Origin of the sequence: Streptomyces sp. CB01373, from assembly GCF_002803075.1 — a bacterium.
Taxonomy (GTDB): Bacteria; Actinomycetota; Actinomycetes; order Streptomycetales; family Streptomycetaceae; genus Streptomyces.
On record NZ_NNBK01000008.1, the window covers coordinates 104,907 to 121,908 of the forward strand.

Consider the following 17,002-nt stretch of genomic DNA (forward strand, 5'->3'; position numbering starts at 1 on the left):
GGATCCCTCACATCCGGAAGACGCCGAAGCCGCCGCGCACGCCCTCGAAGGGCGCGGTGTGGACGGCCGACAGGCACAGGCCGAGAACGGTGCGGGTGTCGCGCGGGTCGATGACGCCGTCGTCGTAGAGCCGCCCGGACAGGAACGCCGGCAGCGACTCGGACTCGATCTGCCGCTCCACCATCGCGCGCAGCGCGGCGTCCGCCTCCTCGTCGTACGGCTGCCCCTTGGCGGCCGCCGAGTGCCGGGCCACGATCGACAGCACGCCCGCGAGTTGCTGCGGCCCCATGACGGCGGACTTGGCGCTGGGCCAGGCGAACAGGAAGCGGGGGTCGTAGGCCCGCCCGCACATGCCGTAGTGCCCGGCGCCGTAGGACGCCCCCATGAGGACGGACAGGTGCGGAACGCGCGAGTTGGACACCGCGTTGATCATCATCGCGCCGTGCTTGATGATGCCGCCCTGCTCGTACTCGCGGCCGACCATGTACCCGGTGGTGTTGTGCAGGAACAGCAGCGGTACGTCCCGCTGGTTGGCGAGCTGGATGAACTGGGCCGCCTTCTGCGACTCCTCGCTGAACAGCACGCCCTGGGCGTTGGCGAGGACACCGACGGGATAACCGTGCAGGGTGGCCCAGCCGGTGGCCAGGCTCGTCCCGTACAGCGGCTTGAACTCGTCGAAGTCGGAGGCGTCGACGATCCGGGCGACGACCTCGCGCGGGTCGAAGGGGATCCGCAGATCGCCGGGGACGATCCCCAGCAGCTCCTCCTCGTCGTACTTCGGCGGCGTCGCGGCGGGCGGATCGGGGTACGCCTTGCGGTGGTTGAGCCGGGCGACGACCCGCCGGGCCTGGCGGAGGGCGTCCGGCTCGTCGAGGGCGAAGTGGTCGGCGAGACCGGACACGCGCGCGTGCATCTCGGCGCCGCCCAGGGACTCGTCGTCGCTCTCCTCGCCGGTGGCCATCCGCACCAGCGGCGGACCGCCGAGGAACACCTTGGCCCGCTCCTTGACCATGATCACGTGGTCGGACAGGCCGGGGATGTACGCGCCCCCGGCGGTGGAGTTGCCGAAGACGACGGCGACGGTCGGGATGCCGGCCGCCGACAGCCGGGTCAGGTCCCGGAAGACGGCGCCCCCGGGGATGAAGATCTCCTTCTGGGACGGCAGATCGGCGCCGCCGGACTCGACGAGGCTGACGCAGGGCAGCCGGTTGGCGAGCGCGATGTCGTTGGCCCGCAGCGCCTTCCTCAGGCTCCACGGATTGCTGGCGCCGCCGCGCACGGTCGGGTCGTTGGCGGTGATCAGGCACTCCACGCCCTCGACGACCCCGATCCCGGTGACCAGCGAGGCGCCCACGGCGTAGTCGCTGCCCCACCCGGCCAGCGGCGAGAGTTCCAGGAACGGCGTGTCGGGGTCGAGCAGCAGCTCGATCCGCTCGCGCGCGAGCAGTCTGCCGCGCCGCCGGTGCCGCTCGACGTACTTCGCGCCGCCGCCCGCGAGCGCCTTGGCGTGCTCGGCGTCGAGTGCGGCGAGCTTGCCGAGCATGGCCTCGCGGTGGGCCTTGTACTCGGCTGATCCGGTGTCCAGGGCGGAGGAAAGGACCGTCACAGGAGGGCCTCCGGTATGTCCAGGTGGCGGGAGCGCAGCCATTCGCCGAGGGCCTTGGCCTGCGGGTCGAAGCGGTGCTGGGCGGCGGCGCCCTCGCCGAGGATCCCTTCGACGACGAAGTTGAGGGCGCGCAGACCGGGCAGTACGTGCCGTTCCACGGTCAGCGTGCGGCTCTCGGGGACGAGTTGCCGGAACACCTCGGTCGTCATCGCGTGCGCGAGCCACCGCCAGCCCCGCTCCGAGCGCGCCCACACGCCGATGTTGGCGTCGCCGCCCTTGTCGCCGCTGCGGGCCCCGGCGACGAGTCCGAGCGGGGCCCGCCGGGTGGGTCCGTCCGGGAGGGGCTCCGGCAGCGGTGGCCGCTCCACGTCCGCGAGTGCGCGCGTCCGTCCGGGCGGTGGCACGGAGACACGGCGGCCGTCGGGGAGGACGGCCACCTGCTCGACGGCGTCCTGGGGGACGTACACGGCCTCGAAGACCCCGTAGGGCGTGCCCTTCCCGGGAGGCGCCGGCATGTGGAAGCCGGGGTATCCGGCGAGCGCCAGCTCCACGGCGGCCCCGCTGAACGTCCGTCCGACGGCCCGCTGGTCCCGGTCCCGTACGACCAGGCGGAGCAGGGCACTCGCCGTCTCCTCGGTGCCGGCGTCGGGGCGGTCGGTCCGTACGAGGTCCCAGCGCACCTCGGCGGGGGCCGGCCCGGCGGCCCCGAGCGCGTCCCGCATCTGCCGCCGCACCAGTTCGGCCTTGCGCTCGATGTCGAGGCCGGTGAGGACGAAGGCGACCTCGTTGCGGAAGCCGCCGAGGCGGTTGAGCCCCACCTTGAGGGTGGGCGGCGGCGGCTCCCCGCGCACGCCCTCGACGCGCACCCGGTCGGGCCCGTCCTGGCTGAGCCGTACGGTGTCCAGCCGGGCCGTGACATCGGGCCCGGCGTACCGGGCGCCGCCCGTCTCGTACAGGAGCTGGGCGGTCACCGTGCCGACGTCCACGACACCGCCCGTGCCGGGGTGCTTGGTGATCACGCAGCCGCCGTCCTCGTGGAGCTCGGCGAGCGGGAAGCCGGGGTGGCGCAGCCGGTCGAGGGGGTGGTCGGCGAAGAAGGCGTAGTTGCCGCCGGTGGCCTGGGCGCCGCACTCCAGCACGTGCCCGGCGACGACGGCGCCCGCCAGCCGGTCGTACTCCTCCGGCTGCCAGCCGAAGTGGGCGGCGGCGGGCCCGGTGACCAGGGCGGCGTCCGTGACCCGCCCGGTGACCACGACGTCGGCGCCCGCGCGCAGGCAGGCGGCGATCCCGAAGCCGCCGAGGTAGGCGTGGGCGGCGAGGGGGGCGTCCCCGGCGGGGGCGGAGGCGAGGGCGCGGGGGAGGCCGGCGGTGAGGTCGTCGCCCTCGACGTGGGCCACGCGCACCGGGATGCCGAGCCGTTCGGCCAGCTCCCGTAAGCGGCCGGCGAGCCCGGCCGGGTTGAGCCCGCCCGCGTTGGTCACGATCTTCACGGACCGCTCGTGGGCGAGTCCGAGGCACTCCTCCATCTGCCGCAGGAAGGTGCGGGCGTAGCCGGCCGCCGGGTCCTTGAGCCGGTCCCGGGCCAGGATGAGCATGGTCAGCTCGGCGAGGTAGTCGCCGGTGAGGACGTCCAGTTCACCGCCGGTGAGCATCTCGCGCACGGCATCGAACCGGTCGCCGTAGAAGCCGGAGGCGTTGCCGATGCGCAGGGTCATCCGGCGGCCCCCCTGGGCGCCCGCCCTCCACCGGGCGGACCGGCGAAGGCCTGGGCGATGTCCAGCCAGCGGTCGGCGTCCGGCCCCTCGGCGCGTACCGCGAGGTCGGCGCGGTGGGCGCGCTGGGTGACCAGGAGGCAGAAGTCGAGGGCGGGCCCGGTGACCCGCTGCCCGGCGTCCTCGGGGCCGTACGTCCACAGCTCCCCGGAGGGACCTCGGACCTCCACGCGGAACGCCTCCGCGGGCGCGGGCAGCCCGTGCGCGCCGAAGGCGAAGTCCCGCGCCCGCACCCCGATGCGCACCACATGCCTGAGCCGGTCGGTGGGTGTGCGCATCACACCGAGCGCGTCGGCCACGTCCTGTCCGTGCGCCCAGGTCTCCATCAGCCGCCCGGTCGCCATGGAAGCGGCCGACATGGGCGGCCCGTACCAGGGGAAGCGGGCCCCGGGCGGCGCCGCCCGCAACGCCCGGTCGAGCGCGTCCCGCCCCTCCCGCCAGCGCGCCGGCAACTCGTCCGACGGCAGCCGTGCGCCCTCCTCCGCCCCCTGGTCGACGAACGCGTCGGGGGCGGCGAGCGCCTCCTCGACCAGCGCCTGAAAGCCCTCCGGGTCGGTGACGGCGAGCAGGGCGGACCGGTCGGTCCAGGCGAGATGGGCGATCTGATGGGCGACGCTCCACCCGGCCGCGGGCGTCGGCCGCCCCCAATCCGCAGGACTCAGCCCGGCGACAAGCCGATCGAGTTCGTCACCCTCAACACGCAGATCGTCGAACACCAGCGTCGGATCGGCCATGCGGGGAGCATGGCAGCGAGCCCCGAAACAATCAAGCATGCTTGCATGAATTCATGGCCGGCCCCGCGGCGCCGAGGATCGGTACCGGTCGGACGGTGCGGCGCTGGGCAGGGACCCGTCAGGGGTGCGCCTCCGGAAGCGGGGGCACCGCCTTCGCCCGTCCCACCTGGGTGCGGACCGCGCCCATGCTCGCCGCGATGACCAGGACGATGGCCGTGGTCTGGAGGGCGGAGAGGGACTGGCCGAGGATGAGGAAGCCGGCCGAGGCGGCGAGGGCCGGTTCCAGGCTCATGAGGATGGCGAAGGTGGAGGCGGGCAGGCGGCGCAGGGCGAGCAGTTCGAGGGTGTACGGCAGGACGGAGGAGAGCACGGCCACCCCGGCGCCCAGGGCGAACGTCGACGGGACGAGCAGCTTCGACCCGGACTCGGCGATCCCCAGCGGCAGGAACAGCAGCGCGCCGACGGCCATCGCCAGGGCCAGCCCGTCGGCCTGCGGGAAGCGCCGGCCGGTACGGGCGCTGAAGACGATGTACGCCGCCCACATCACGCCCGCGCTCAGTGCGAAGGCGACACCGACGGGGTCGAGGCTGCCGAAACTCCCGCCGCCCAGCAGGAAGACGCCGGCCAGGGCCAGGGCGGCCCACACGAAGTTGATCGCGCGGCGCGAGGCCAGCACCGACAGGGCGAGCGGGCCGAGCACTTCGAGGGTGACCGCGGGGCCGAGCGGGATGCGGGCGGCCGCCTGGTAGAAGAGGCCGTTCATCCCGGCCATCGCGATGCCGAAGACGACTACCGTGCCCCAGTCGGCGCGCGAGTGCCCGCGCAGCCGGGGCCGGCAGACCAGCAGCAGCACGATCGCGGCCACCAGCAGCCGCAGGGTCACCACCCCGAGCGCGCCGGCCCGCGGCATCAGCGTCACGGCCACCGCGGCGCCGAACTGCACCGAGATGCCCCCGGCGAGGACCAGCCCGACCGGGCCGAGCGAGCCGAAACGGCCCGGGGACCCGGGCGCGGGCGCGGTGGCCGGCGCGGAGGTGACCGGGGACGGAGAGGAAGGTGTGGCGGCGCTGGGCGTGGTCACGGGGCGGTCCAGGTACTGGGCTAGGGGTTTGTGCATCGGGATGTACTGCTGGGTCCAGGGTAGTGGACGCCGTCAGGGGCGTGAAACCCGTTTGCCACTGTCCACGATGGCCCCCGTTCCGTGGTTCACCACAGCCGCCGTACCCCTCTGGACCCATGGCAACCCACCGTCACGTGTCGCCGCGTCCCTCCAGCCCCTCCGCCAGTACCTCCGCCAGATGGCGGCCCCGTACTCCGGCCAGCTGGTCCAGCTGGGTGCGGCACGAGTAGCCGTCCGCGAGGATCACCGCGCCGGCCGGGGCCCGCCGTACCGACGGCAGGAGCTGTTCCTCGGCACAGGCGGCCGACACCTCCCAGTGGCCCTTCTCGAAGCCGAAGTTCCCGGCCAGACCGCAGCAGCCGCCGGACAGCTCGCCGGTCAGCCCTGCCGCCTCGCGCAGGCGCCGGTCGGCCGTGTCGCCGAGCACGGCGTGCTGGTGGCAGTGGGTCTGCCCGGCGACCGGGCGGTCCAGAAGGGGCGGGGTCCAGCCGGGGGCGTGGCGCCCGAGGGCCTCCGCGAAGGTCAGCACGCGGTCGGCCAGGCGGCGGGCCCGCGGGTCCTCGGGCAGCAGCTCCGGCAGGTCGGTGCGCAGGGCGGCGGCACAGCTCGGTTCAAGGACGACGACCGGCGCGTCGGTGTCAAGGACCGGTTCCATCAGGTCCAGGGTGCGGCGCAGCACCGCGCGGGCCCTATCCAGCTGGCCGGTGGAGACGTATGTCAGGCCGCAGCAGACGCGGCCCCGGCCGCGCAGGACGGACACGGGGTTCAGCAGCGCCGAGCTTCCGTCGCCCACCGGAGGGCGGCGCAGGCGCAGGGTCGGCGGGAGCGCCACCCGCAGCCCGGCCGCCTCCAGCACGCGGACGGCCGCCCGGCCCACGGACGGCGACAGGTGCTCGGTGAAGGTGTCCGGCCACAGGACGACCAGATCGCCCGCCCCCTCCCCGCCGTCCGCCGGTGCGTACGACCGCCGGCGCCACCATCGGGTGAACGGCTCGCGCGCCAGTCGCGGGATCCCTCGTTCGGGTGTGATTCCGCCGAGCCGTTTCACCACCGAGGCGAGCGGCCGCAGGGAGGCGAGCGCGTTCAGCAGTGGCGCGGTGCGCGTACGGCCGGCCCAGCACAGCCACACCGGAAGCCGGCCGAGGGCGTAGTGGGCGGCCGGGCGGCGCCGTCCGGCGTAGTGGTGGTGCAGGAACTCCGCCTTGTACGTGGCCATGTCGACCCCGACCGGGCAGTCCGACCGGCACCCCTTGCACGACAGGCACAGGTCGAGCGCGTCCCGGACCTCCACCGACCGCCAGCCGTCGGTCACCAGCTCACCGGCGAGCATCTCGTGCAGCAGCCGGGCACGCCCGCGCGTGGAGTGCTCCTCCTCGCCCGTGACCCGGAAGGAGGGGCACATGACCGCGGCGCCCGACACCTCCGTCGTACGGCACTTCGCGACCCCGACACACCTGCGCACCGCCGCCGAGAAGTCCCCCCGGTCGGCCGTGTAGCCGAAGGCCACGTCGACCGGACGGCGCGGCAGCACGGCGAAGCGCAGGTTCGCGTCCAGGGGCGCCGGACGGACCAGCATCCCGGGATTGAGCAGGTCGTCGGGGTCCCACACCCCCTTGACCTGCTCGAAGAGGGCCACCATCCGCTCGCCGTACATCGTCGGCAGCAGCTCTGCGCGGGCCTGCCCGTCCCCGTGCTCCCCGGACAGCGAACCGCCGTGCGCCACCACCAGCTCGGCCAGCTCCCCCGAGAACCGCCGGAACCGGCCGATCCCGGCCGGGGTCAGCAGGTCGAAGTCGATGCGGACGTGGATGCAGCCGTCCCCGAAGTGCCCGTACGGGGCGCCCCGCAGCCCGTGGGCGGCCAGCAGCTCCCGGAACCGCCGCAGATACGCGCCCAGCCGCTCCGGCGGCACCGCGCAGTCCTCCCACCCCGGCCACGCCTCCGTGCCGTCCGGCATCCGGGTCGCCGTACCGCTCGCGTCCTCCCTGATCCGCCACAGCGCGCGCTGCGCGGCCGGATCCCCGACGATCGCGGCGTCCACGGCGTCGGCCGCCCGCACGATCGCCTCGGCACGCGCGCGTGCCTGCCCCGCCGTCTCCCCGCCGGTCTCCACGAACAGCCAGGCGTCCCCGCGCGGCAGCCCGGCCGCCGCGGACGGCACCAGGTCCCGTGCCATCCCCTCCACCGTCAGCGGCCCGTACGGCAGCAGTCCGGCCGCGGCGTCGGCGGCGGCGCCCTCGTCGGCGTACCCCAGCACGGCCAGCACACGCGCGCGTGGCGTCTCGACGAGCCGTACGACCGCCTCCGTCAGCACGCCGAGGGTGCCCTCCGAGCCGCAGAAGGAGCGCGCCACGTCCGCGCCGTTCTCGGGCAGCAGGGCGTCCAGGGCGTACCCGGAGATACGGCGGGGCAGCCGCGGGAAACCGGTCCGCAGCCGGGCGAGCTCGCTCTCCACCAGCTCCCGCAGCCCGTCCGGCGCCCCGGCCCACCCTCGCCCGAGCCGCAGCCGCTGCCCGCGCGCGGTGAGCACCGACAGCTCCCGCACACTGTCCGCGGTCGTCCCCCAGACCACCGAGTGGGAGCCGCACGCGTTGTTGCCGATCATCCCGCCGAGCGTGCACCGGCTATGCGTGGACGGGTCCGGCCCGAAGCGGAGCCCGTGCGGCGCGGCGGCCTCCTGGAGCCGGTCCAGCACCACGCCCGGCTGGACCACGGCGGTCCGCTCCCCGGGGTCGAGGTCCAGCACCCGGTTCATGTGCCGGGTGAAGTCGAGCACCACGCCCGTCCCGGTCGCCTGGCCCGCGATCGACGTCCCGCCGCCCCGCGCGACCACCGGCACTCCGCGCGCCCGGCAGACCTCCAGCGCCGCCGCCACGTCGTCGGCGTCCCGCGGAGCCACCACGCCCAGCGGGACCCGCCGGTAGTTGGACGCGTCCATGGTGGTCAGCGCCCGTGAGGTGACGTCGAACGCCACCTCCCCGCGCACGGCCCGGCACAGCTCCGCCCGGAGCTCCGAAAGATCCCCGAGATCGGTCATGCGTCCAGGATGCACGCGATCGTCTTCGCGGCTGTCTCACCCGGCGGAATGTGTTTCACCCGGATTTCTCCGACCGCTACTCTCCCGTTCGTGGCTGAGATCCGGATTCCCTCTGACATCAAGCCCGCGGACGGACGTTTCGGCGCGGGACCCTCCAAGGTGCGGACGGAGGCGCTGGACGCCCTCGCCGCCACCGGCGCATCCCTCATGGGCACCTCCCACCGCCAGGCCCCGGTGAAGAACCTGGTCGGCCAGGTACGCGAAGGCATCCGCGAGCTGTTCCGACTTCCCGACGGCTACGAGGTCGTGCTCGGCAACGGCGGCTCGACGGCGTTCTGGGACATCGCGACCCACGGTCTGATCGAGAACAAGTCGCAGCACCTGACCTTCGGCGAGTTCAGCTCCAAGTTCGCCAAGGCCGCCAAGCTCGCCCCCTGGCTCGCCGAGCCGACCGTCGTCTCCTCCGACCCCGGCACGCACCCGGAGGCCCGGGCCGAGGCGGGCGCCGACGTCTACGCCTTCACCCACAACGAGACCTCCACCGGTGTCGCCATGCCCATCAGGCGCGTGGCCGGCGCCGACGAGGGCGCCCTGGTCCTGGTCGACGCCACCTCCGGCGCCGGCGGCCTCCCGGTCGACATCGCCGAGACCGACGTCTACTACTTCGCCCCGCAGAAGTCCTTCGCCTCCGACGGCGGCCTGTGGATCGGCGTGTTCTCCCCGGCCGCGCTCGAACGCGCCGAGCGCGTCCACGGCTCCGGCCGCCACATCCCGGAGTTCTTCTCGCTGCCCACGGCGATCGACAACTCCCGCAAGAACCAGACGTACAACACCCCGGCGCTGGCCACCCTCTTCCTGCTCAACCAGCAGCTGGAGTGGCTCAACGGCCAGGGCGGCCTCGCCTGGTCCACGGCCCGTACCAAGGACTCCTCCTCCCGGCTCTACGCCTGGGCGGACGAATCCAAGTACGCGACCCCGTTCGTCACGGACCCGGCCAAGCGCTCCCAGGTCATCGGCACGATCGACTTCTCCGACGAGATCGACGCCGCCGCCGTCGCCAAGGTCCTGCGCGCCAACGGCATCGTCGACACCGAGCCCTACCGCAAGCTCGGCCGCAACCAGCTCCGCGTCGCGATGTTCCCGGCCATCGACCCGGCGGACGTCGAGGCCCTGACCAAGTGCGTCGACCACGTGATCGAGCGGCTGTAGCGTCTCCCGCACACAGCAGCGAAGGGCGCCCGGCGAACAGGCGGGCGCCCGCGGTCACGGCGTCGGGCAGGCATTCCCGCCGCCGGCGGAGGGTCCGATGAGTGTCCTCGAGTGGTTCATCCTGTCCGTCTGCGTCTGGACGGCCTGGTCGGTGTGGGGTATGCGCCAACTGCCCGTGTGGCGGCGCGGGCTGCCGGCGCTGCTGCTCGTCACCGGCGTGGCAGGCGTCGTCCTCGTCTCCGGGTACGGCTCGCACTCACCCGCGGCCCGGATCACCAAGGCCGCATGTGTCCTCCTGGTCCTCGCGTCATGGGCGATGAGCCTGTGGGGACGGCGAAGCAGGCCCGTCTCCTCAGCGACCGGCGGCTGACAGTTCGACCCTGGCGGCGACCGGTACGTGGTCGCTGCCGGTGGTGGGCAGGGTGCGGATGTCGGTGACGGTCGCCGAGCGGGCCATGACCTGGTCGATCCGGGCCAGCGGGAAGGCCGCGGGGAAGCTGAGCGCGAAGCCCCGTTCCGCCACGTTCAGCCGTGAGGTCAGCGGGGCGAGGCCGCGGTCCTCCACCGTGCCGTTGAGGTCGCCCAGCAGGATCACCGTTCTCAGCTCCTCGGCCGCGACGGCCTCGCCCAGCAGCCGGGCGCTCTCGTCGCGCCGGGCGGACGCGAGGCCGCTCGCCCGGACGCGGAGTGAGGGCAGGTGCGCCACGTACGCCGCGACCCGGCCGTGCGGCGTCCGCACCTCGGCCCGCAGTCCGCGGTTCCAGGGCTCCGTGATCCCACGGGGTTTGATGTCCAGCGCCCGCGCACCGGTCAGCGGATGCCTCGACCAGAGTCCGACGGTGCCCCGGACCTCGTGGTACGGGTAGGCGGCGGCGAGGGTCCGCTCGTAGACCGCCAGGGCCGGGGGCACCAGTTCCTCCAGCGCGATGAGGTCCGGCCCGGCGTCGGCCAGGGCGCGGGCCGTGCCCGCCGGATCGGCGTTCTCGTCGCTGACGTTGTGCTGCACCACGACCAGTTGGCGCGCGCCGGGCGCCGTCGCGGGCAGGAGCAGCCCGCCGAAGAGGTACGTCCAGGCCGCCACCGGCAGCAGCAGAGCCACCAGTGCCACGGCGGAGCGGCGCAGCAGCGCCAGGGCGAACAGCACCACGACCACCAGGCCGAGCCACGGCAGGAACGCCTCCAGCAGACTGCCCACACGGCCCACGGAGTTGGGCACGGCCCGGTGGAACACCAGCAGCCCGGCCGTCAGCACCGCGAACCCGGCAAGCACCGGCCCCCGCCGCCACACCGCCCGGCGCCCCGCGCCTGCCGGCGCCTCCTGGCTCGGAGCGCTCCGCCCCGCCCGGCGCCGCGCCCACGACGGCACCGCCGCCCTCACCGCTGCCGCACCGCTGTCCGCCCGCCCCCGACCCACCCCGGCTCCCTCTCCGCTCGGCCTCTCCAACCAAGACGATCAGCCGAGTGGAACAGTTTCCGCCATCAGGGAGGGAAAAGCGGCGCCGCCCGTCCCTCAACCGCAAGGCGCCCGGCGTCGATCGCCCGGGCGCCTCGCCGTCGTCACGCCGCCGTGCAGCTCAGGCTCGGCGCACCCCCGCTCCCGGGCGCGCCCCCGAAGCCGAAGGAGGCCGAACCGCCCGCCGCGATCGCCCCGTTGTGGGCGGCGTTGACCGCCGTCACGGTCGCGCCGCTCTGGGTGTACGAGGCGTTCCACATGTTGGTGACCTTCTGGGCACCGCTCCAGGTCCAGGTCACCTTCCAGGACTTGATCGCGGTGGAGCCGGTGTTGGTCACCGTGACATCGGCGTTGAAGCCGCTGCCCCAGTCGCTGCTGACGACGTACGTGGCCCGGCAGGCGGTCTTGCCGCCGCCGTCGCCGCCACCGTTGCCGCCGCCGTTGTCACCGCCCCCGGTGCTCGGGAAGCCCGGCGCCTTGACGGTCGCGAGGTATCCGTCCTTCACCGTGTCCACGGTCTGCCAGTCGTCCTTCAGAATCCCGCCGGTGTCACCGGAGTTGGGGTTCCAGGACCAGAACGTCCAGTGGAAGGAGTCGCCGCCGTACGTCGAGGTCGGACGCATGTAACTGACCAGTGCCGCCAGCCACTTCTGGTCCACCGTGGACTGGAGCGTGGTGCCGAACTCGCCGACCCACACGGGGGCGATGTTCTGCTTGAAGATGTAGCCCCAGTACTTGTCCCAGATCCCCGGCATGTTGCTGGGGAAGGACGGGTCGCTGAACCAGGTCTGCTGGGCGACGCTGGTGGCGTAGTCGTGGGCCGAGTACACGACCCGGTTGGCCACGTCGAGCCGCACCGGGTACTGGCCGACGCCCATCAGGTTGCCGCCCCACCAGCCGGAGACGCCGTTGAAGGTCTGGATGCCCTCGACGAAGATCAGCAGGTCGGGGTTGACGGAGAGGACCGCGTTGCCGGCCCGCTCGGCGGCCAGGCGCCAGTCGGTCGCCTGGTCCCCGCAGCCCCAGCAGGCCGGGTCGTGGGGCTCGTTGTGCAGGTCGATGCCGATGACCGTGGCGTTGCCCTTGTAACGGGACGCCATCGACTTGAGGTTGGCGATCCACGTCGACTCGGGGACGGAGGCGGTGTACCAGAGGGCCGACTGGCCGCCCGAGTCCGGCCGGTGCCGGTCGAGGATGACCTTCAGGCCGTCCTGGCCGGCGTACGCGACGAGCTTGTCGATGACCTGGAGGGAGTTCAGCCCCTGCAGGTCGGCGTTCTTGCCCGCGGAGAAGTCGATGCTGGAGGGCATCGCGCCGGACTTGAGGATGTCGTCGCTGTAGGGCAGCCGGATGGTGTTGTAGCCCAGCGACTTCATCTGGTCGATCATGCTCTTGTAGTCGCGGGACCACAGGCCGTGGACGACCTGGTTGCTGGTCTCGAAGCCGAACCAGTTGATGCCGGCGATCCGGACGGACTGCCCGGACGCGTCCAGGATCTGGCGGCCGCTGGTGTGCCAGTAGCCGGCGCCGCCCGCGGCGGGGGCCGCGTGCGCGGTGGCCGGCAGGCCGAGTCCCAGGCCCAGCGGTAACAGGAGCGCTGCCGCAGCAGCGCACAGCGCTCTTCGCAAGGTGCGGAACATGGTGCTGCTTCCTCCCGAGGGGGCCGCGGGACCGGAACGAGTGGGAGCGCTCCCACACACCCGCGCCTCCCAGTGGAAGGCAGGCGACGACCGCCCGTCAAGAGCGTCGACGCAACAAACGCCTCAGCCCCCACACCGCGGCCACCACGCCGGCCACCGCGGCGAGGGTGCCCACGCCGAAGCGCCCGCCCCCGTCGGGACCGGCCCCGGTGGAACTCGAACCGCCCTGCTCCGAGGGCGACTTGGCGGAGCCGTCGGCCTCCGGCGCGTCGCGCACCTGCACCGGGCTGCCGGATCCCTCACTGCCGTACAGCAGCTTGGTGCCGTCCACGCTGTAGGTGACGGACTCCCCCTGCCTCTGGAGCGGCACGTCGAGCTGGCCCACACGCTTGATCCTGGCGCCGTTCCAGTCGTAGTGGATGCCGCCGAAGTAGCCGCGCACGGCGAGGTGCGTGCCGTCCGGGGAGAGGGCGGCGTCGGTGGCCCACAGGTCGACGGGGGCGATCGGCCTGAAGACGTTCGTGCCCGAGGGGGACAGTTCGGCCGGGCCCTCGTAGAGGTGACCGCCGTCCTCCTTCTTGTCGATGATGTAGACGCGGCCCGTCTTCGGGTGCACGACCATCGACTCGGCGTTGCGCGGACCGTCCGAGTACTTCACGACGTACTGCGTGGCCCGGATCGTCTGGTCCTTCAGCTCCTTCGGCTCGGGCAGCCGGTAGATCCACACGTAGGGCCAGGAGCCGTCGAGGTTGTCCCCGATGTCGCCGAGGTAGATCTGGTTGCCGGGCCCGATCGAGATGGCCTCCGCGTCGCGGGGTTTGCCGATGCCGCTGAGGGTGATGGTGGCGACGGTCTCGCCGGTCCTGCCGTCCACGGCGTAGATCTGCGGGCCGTAGCCGCTGTCGTTGTGCGTCCAGTAGACGCCGGGATGCAGGTGCGAGGCCGCGAGGCCGCTGGACTCCTTGATCCGCGGGTCCTTGATCGTGAACCCGTCCTCGCCGTCGGCGGCAAGGGCGGCGGGCGCGGCGAGCGCACCCACGAGAAGGGCCCCGGCGAGCAGGGCGAACGGTCGGCGCATCCCCCAAGCCTGCCATCCGGTACGTGTGTTCACACCGCGTGGTGGGCCTCACGTCGCGCCCCTCCCGTCCGTCGTTCATGATGAGCGGATGCTCAGGTTCATGCCCGTCGGTGACTCCATGACGATCGGCAGCACGGGCGAGCACACCTGGCGCTACCGGCTGTGGCAGCACCTGTGCGGAACGTACGGGGGCCCGTTCACGCTCGTCGGCCCGCGCGAGACGCTCTACGACAAGTCGGCGGACGCGCCGGTCTCCCTCGCCTACGCCGATCCGGACTTCCCCCGCGCCCATCTGGCCGGCTGGGGCGAGGGCTGGGGGCACATGGCCCCGCTCATCGGGGACGCGGTGCGCGAGTGCGGCGCGGACGTGCTGCTGGTCTCGCTCGGCCTGATCGACCTGGGCTTCTACACGAACCCCGAGCAGACGGCGGTCAACGTGGAGGCCTTCGTGCGGCAGGCGCGGGCCGCCGACGCGCGCGTCCGCGCGGTCGTGCTCCCGGTGATCCCGAACATCCGCGCCGCGGCCGACCCGCCCTTCGCCGCGCAGATGGACCGCTTCAACGAGCTGCTCGCCAAGGCGGTGGCCGACCTGGACGAACCCCGCTCCCCGCTGCTCCTGGCGCCCCCGCCGCCGACGTACGACATCCACACGGACACCTACGACGGCACCCACCCGAACCAGAGCGGTGAGCACAAGATCGCGGCCGCGTTCGCGGAGGCGCTGCACCGGGGGTGGGGGTGGGGCGGGGAGTACGAGGACTGAGCCCTCACTGGCATATGCACGCCGCCCCGTGACCCGGATGCCGTGCGTATCGTTGTACCGCGCGGTCGCACTCGTCCGTGAGGCGACTGGGGAGGAACGCCACGATGACCGTCCTGGAAGACAGGATCACGATGGCCGACGAGAACGTCGAGCGCCTGGACCTCTGGTTCCAGCGCTTTGAGCGGATGCCCGTCCCCGAGGGTTACAAGGCGGAGATCGTAGGGGGCAGTGTCTTCATGACGCCGCAGCGGGACATCCACTGGGAAACCATCCGTGAAATCCTCTGGGCTCTCGAAGATCACTTCGGAAGACGCCGCACGCGTGTGTTCACGGACGTCCGCATCGACTTCCCCGGCCTGGAGAACGGCTTCTGCCCCGATGTGGCCAAACTGCGCGAAGGCGCGGCAAAGGACCCCGACGGCCGCTGGCGGTACGAGGACGTCGACTTCATCGCCGAGGTCATCTCCAAGGGAACGGCCCACAACGACTACGGCCCCAAGTTGATGGCCTACGCGCTCGCCGGTGTTCCCGTGTACCTCATCGCCGACCCTTACCAGGGCAGGTGCCATCTGTACACGGAGCCCAAGGAGGGCTCCTACACCTGTGAGCTGCGTGTGGACTACGGAACCGACATCGACATGAGCACCACTCCCCTCGGTCTCGTCCTCAGGACCGGTGACTTCCCCCGCGACTGACCACCCCCGTTGCCCCGTCCGCAACCCCCCTTGCATCGAGCGCACTCCAAGACGTTGGCTTGTGGACCATGAAGTACACACAGCTCGGACGCACAGGACTCAAGGTCAGCCGACTGGTGCTCGGCACGATGAACTTCGGTCCGCAGACCGACGAGGCGGACAGCCACGCGATCATGGACGCGGCGCTGGACGCGGGGATCAACATCTTCGACACGGCCAACGTCTACGGCTGGGGCGAGGACAAGGGCCGCACCGAGTCGATCATCGGCAACTGGTTCGCCAAGGGCGGGGACCGGCGCGACAAGGTCGTCCTGGCCACCAAGGTCTACGGGAACATGTCCGCGGACAACTCCAACGTCTGGCCCAACCACGACAAGCTCTCCGCCGTGAACATCCGGCGGGCCGTGGACGCCAGCCTCAAGCGGCTGCGGACCGACCACATCGACGTCTACCAGTTCCACCACATCGACAGGGACACGCCCTTCGAGGAGATCTGGCAGGCCGTCGACGTACTGATCCAGCAGGGCAAGATCCTCTACGTCGGCTCCTCCAACTTCCCCGGCTACAAGATCGCCCAGGCCAACGAGATCGCCGCGCGGCGCTCCGGCACCATCGGGCTGGTCAGCGAGCAGTGCCTGTACAACCTCGCCGAGCGGCGCGCCGAGATGGAGGTGATCCCGGCCGCGCGGGACTACGGCCTCGGGGTCATCCCCTGGTCGCCGCTGAACGGGGGGCTGCTGGGCGGTGTGCTCAGGAAGCAGGTCGAGGGCGGCCGGCGTGCCTCCGGCAGGTCCGTCGACGCGCTCGCCGACACCGCCATGCGCGACCGGATCCAGGCGTACGAGGACCTGCTCGACAAGCACGGTCTGGAGCCCGGCGAGGTCGCGCTGGCCTGGCTGCTCACCCGGCCCGCCGTGACCGGCCCGATCGTCGGCCCGCGCACCGCCGAGCAGCTCGCGTCGGCGCTGCGGGCGGTCGAGCTGGAACTGAGCGAGGAGCTGCTGACCGGGCTCGACGAGATCTTCCCCGGTCCGGGTCCGTCTCCGGAGGCCTTCGCCTGGTAGGCGCCTGCCGCGCCGCCCCGGCGGCCGTACCGGCCCTGGCGGCCGTGCTCCGCGTCACCTGCCGAGCGCGGCCGCCATGGCGACGACGACGAACATCAGCACGAGCGCACCGGCCATGATCCGGTTCCGGGTTTTCGGGTCCACGTACTCGAGACTAACCGGCCGCCCGCAGTGGCCAGCGGCCGACCGGTTCGTAACGGGGCTGTTCCCCCGGCACTCCGGACACCGGCAGCAGGCTGCGCACGAGGACCAGCTCCTCCACGGTCCAGGCGCTGCTCGCGAAGTCCCGCAGCGCCTGGACGTACGGCCGTACGTCCAGGGCGTCCCGGCTGCGCGCCACCGTCAGATGGGCCTTGTAGGGGCGGTGCTCCCCCATCGGCACGCCCGCCTTCCGCGCCGCCGCGTCCGCCCGCCCGGCCAGCAGCCGCAGGGCCGCGAGGTCGCCCTCCACCCCCGTCCACAGCGCCTTGCCCCGCCCGAACTGCCCTCCCCCGCGCAGCGCGAGCGAGAAGACCCCGGTCCGGTGCGCGGCGTTCTCCAGGCGGGCCGACAGCGCGGGTACGACCTCCTCGTCGACCTCGCCGTAGAAGGCGAGCGTGAAGTGCCATCCGGGCCGCTGTGTCCACCGCAACCGCTCCGCACCGGGCAGCTTCCGCAACGTGGCGACCTCGTCCGCGAGCCCCCGGAGCACATCCCCCGGCGGCAGCACGGCGGCGAAGAGTCTCATGACCCCAGTGTCCCGCCCCACACCCGGGCGTGACCTGGCCGCCGTGCATATCGTTGGACGGCGCAGCCGCACTGCGACCAGTCGGCAGCAGTGGGAAACAGCAC

The 17,002-nt window shown here is 72.6% G+C and carries 14 protein-coding genes; 5 read left to right on the forward strand and 9 right to left on the reverse strand.

What is annotated here, in order from left to right; translation table 11 throughout:
* Positions 1 to 7 precede the first annotated feature (7 nt).
* From CG719_RS14175 to CG719_RS14195, 5 genes are all read right to left on the reverse strand, one after another.
* Complete coding sequence (locus CG719_RS14175) at positions 8 to 1,606, reverse strand: acyl-CoA carboxylase subunit beta (RefSeq protein ID WP_100568965.1); 1,599 nt, start codon at positions 1,604 to 1,606, stop codon at positions 8 to 10.
* Positions 1,603 to 3,321 carry an acyclic terpene utilization AtuA family protein gene (locus CG719_RS14180; RefSeq protein ID WP_100568966.1) on the reverse strand — a complete coding sequence of 573 codons (1,719 nt, stop codon included), beginning with the start codon at positions 3,319 to 3,321 and terminating at the stop codon, positions 1,603 to 1,605. The genes CG719_RS14175 and CG719_RS14180 overlap by 4 nt, the downstream gene beginning before the upstream one ends.
* Positions 3,318 to 4,112, reverse strand: a complete 795-nt coding sequence (locus CG719_RS14185) for a TIGR03084 family metal-binding protein (protein ID WP_100568967.1) — start codon at positions 4,110 to 4,112, stop codon at positions 3,318 to 3,320. The genes CG719_RS14180 and CG719_RS14185 overlap by 4 nt, the downstream gene beginning before the upstream one ends.
* 118 nt (positions 4,113 to 4,230) lie before the next feature.
* The gene (locus CG719_RS14190; protein WP_100568968.1) at positions 4,231 to 5,193 is read right to left on the reverse strand and encodes an EamA family transporter; all 963 of its coding nucleotides are present in this window, start codon (positions 5,191 to 5,193) and stop codon (positions 4,231 to 4,233) included.
* Positions 5,194 to 5,362: 169 nt separating this feature from the next.
* Positions 5,363 to 8,269 (reverse strand): FAD-binding and (Fe-S)-binding domain-containing protein, encoded by a 2,907-nt coding sequence (locus tag CG719_RS14195; protein ID WP_100568969.1) that lies wholly within the window; start codon positions 8,267 to 8,269, stop codon positions 5,363 to 5,365.
* A gap of 90 nt (positions 8,270 to 8,359) precedes the next feature.
* On the opposite strand from CG719_RS14195, the gene serC reads away from it, so the two are divergent.
* Both serC and CG719_RS14205 read left to right on the forward strand, forming a co-directional pair.
* Positions 8,360 to 9,478, forward strand: a complete 1,119-nt coding sequence (serC, locus tag CG719_RS14200; protein WP_100568970.1) for a phosphoserine transaminase — start codon at positions 8,360 to 8,362, stop codon at positions 9,476 to 9,478.
* A gap of 97 nt (positions 9,479 to 9,575) precedes the next feature.
* Complete coding sequence (locus CG719_RS14205) at positions 9,576 to 9,848, forward strand: hypothetical protein (protein ID WP_100568971.1); 273 nt, start codon at positions 9,576 to 9,578, stop codon at positions 9,846 to 9,848.
* Here the strand turns inward: CG719_RS14205 and CG719_RS14210 are convergent.
* The 3 genes from CG719_RS14210 to CG719_RS14220 all read right to left on the reverse strand — a co-directional run bounded on the left by CG719_RS14210 (position 9,831) and on the right by CG719_RS14220 (position 13,649).
* A complete protein-coding gene (locus CG719_RS14210) occupies positions 9,831 to 10,766 on the reverse strand; it encodes an endonuclease/exonuclease/phosphatase family protein (RefSeq protein ID WP_100568972.1) in 936 nt (311 codons plus the stop codon). The two genes, CG719_RS14205 and CG719_RS14210, sit on opposite strands and share 18 nt — an antisense overlap.
* A 269-nt stretch (positions 10,767 to 11,035) precedes the next feature.
* A complete protein-coding gene (locus CG719_RS14215; RefSeq protein WP_100568973.1) occupies positions 11,036 to 12,571 on the reverse strand; it encodes a cellulase family glycosylhydrolase in 1,536 nt (511 codons plus the stop codon).
* Positions 12,572 to 12,668: 97 nt separating this feature from the next.
* Positions 12,669 to 13,649 carry a hypothetical protein gene (locus tag CG719_RS14220; protein WP_100568974.1) on the reverse strand — a complete coding sequence of 327 codons (981 nt, stop codon included), beginning with the start codon at positions 13,647 to 13,649 and terminating at the stop codon, positions 12,669 to 12,671.
* Positions 13,650 to 13,737: 88 nt separating this feature from the next.
* Between CG719_RS14220 and CG719_RS14225 the strand changes: the two genes are divergently transcribed.
* From CG719_RS14225 to CG719_RS14235, 3 genes are all read left to right on the forward strand, one after another.
* Positions 13,738 to 14,412 carry a GDSL-type esterase/lipase family protein gene (locus CG719_RS14225; RefSeq protein WP_100568975.1) on the forward strand — a complete coding sequence of 225 codons (675 nt, stop codon included), beginning with the start codon at positions 13,738 to 13,740 and terminating at the stop codon, positions 14,410 to 14,412.
* A 104-nt stretch (positions 14,413 to 14,516) separates the two neighbouring features.
* The gene (locus tag CG719_RS14230; RefSeq protein WP_100568976.1) at positions 14,517 to 15,107 is read left to right on the forward strand and encodes a Uma2 family endonuclease; all 591 of its coding nucleotides are present in this window, start codon (positions 14,517 to 14,519) and stop codon (positions 15,105 to 15,107) included.
* Between the two features lie 68 nt (positions 15,108 to 15,175).
* The gene (locus CG719_RS14235) at positions 15,176 to 16,171 is read left to right on the forward strand and encodes an aldo/keto reductase (protein ID WP_100568977.1); all 996 of its coding nucleotides are present in this window, start codon (positions 15,176 to 15,178) and stop codon (positions 16,169 to 16,171) included.
* A gap of 154 nt (positions 16,172 to 16,325) precedes the next feature.
* Here the strand turns inward: CG719_RS14235 and thpR are convergent, their stop codons facing one another.
* Positions 16,326 to 16,898 (reverse strand): RNA 2',3'-cyclic phosphodiesterase, encoded by a 573-nt coding sequence (gene thpR, locus CG719_RS14240; protein WP_100568978.1) that lies wholly within the window; start codon positions 16,896 to 16,898, stop codon positions 16,326 to 16,328.
* Positions 16,899 to 17,002 lie beyond the last annotated feature (104 nt).

Bases quoted from the DNA above. Each gene is read 5' to 3' on its own strand.
- CG719_RS14180 (WP_100568966.1), bottom strand. From the start codon at position 3,321: ATGACCCTGCGCATCGGCAACGCCTCCGGCTTCTACGGCGACCGGTTC.
- CG719_RS14185 (WP_100568967.1), bottom strand. From the start codon at position 4,112: ATGGCCGATCCGACGCTGGTGTTCGACGATCTGCGTGTTGAGGGTGAC.
- CG719_RS14195 (WP_100568969.1), bottom strand. From the start codon at position 8,269: ATGACCGATCTCGGGGATCTTTCGGAGCTCCGGGCGGAGCTGTGCCGG.
- CG719_RS14205 (WP_100568971.1), top strand. From the start codon at position 9,576: ATGAGTGTCCTCGAGTGGTTCATCCTGTCCGTCTGCGTCTGGACGGCC.
- CG719_RS14215 (WP_100568973.1), bottom strand. From the start codon at position 12,571: ATGTTCCGCACCTTGCGAAGAGCGCTGTGCGCTGCTGCGGCAGCGCTC.
- CG719_RS14220 (WP_100568974.1), bottom strand. From the start codon at position 13,649: ATGCGCCGACCGTTCGCCCTGCTCGCCGGGGCCCTTCTCGTGGGTGCG.
- CG719_RS14225 (WP_100568975.1), top strand. From the start codon at position 13,738: ATGCTCAGGTTCATGCCCGTCGGTGACTCCATGACGATCGGCAGCACG.
- CG719_RS14230 (WP_100568976.1), top strand. From the start codon at position 14,517: ATGACCGTCCTGGAAGACAGGATCACGATGGCCGACGAGAACGTCGAG.
- CG719_RS14235 (WP_100568977.1), top strand. From the start codon at position 15,176: ATGAAGTACACACAGCTCGGACGCACAGGACTCAAGGTCAGCCGACTG.
- thpR (WP_100568978.1), bottom strand. From the start codon at position 16,898: ATGAGACTCTTCGCCGCCGTGCTGCCGCCGGGGGATGTGCTCCGGGGG.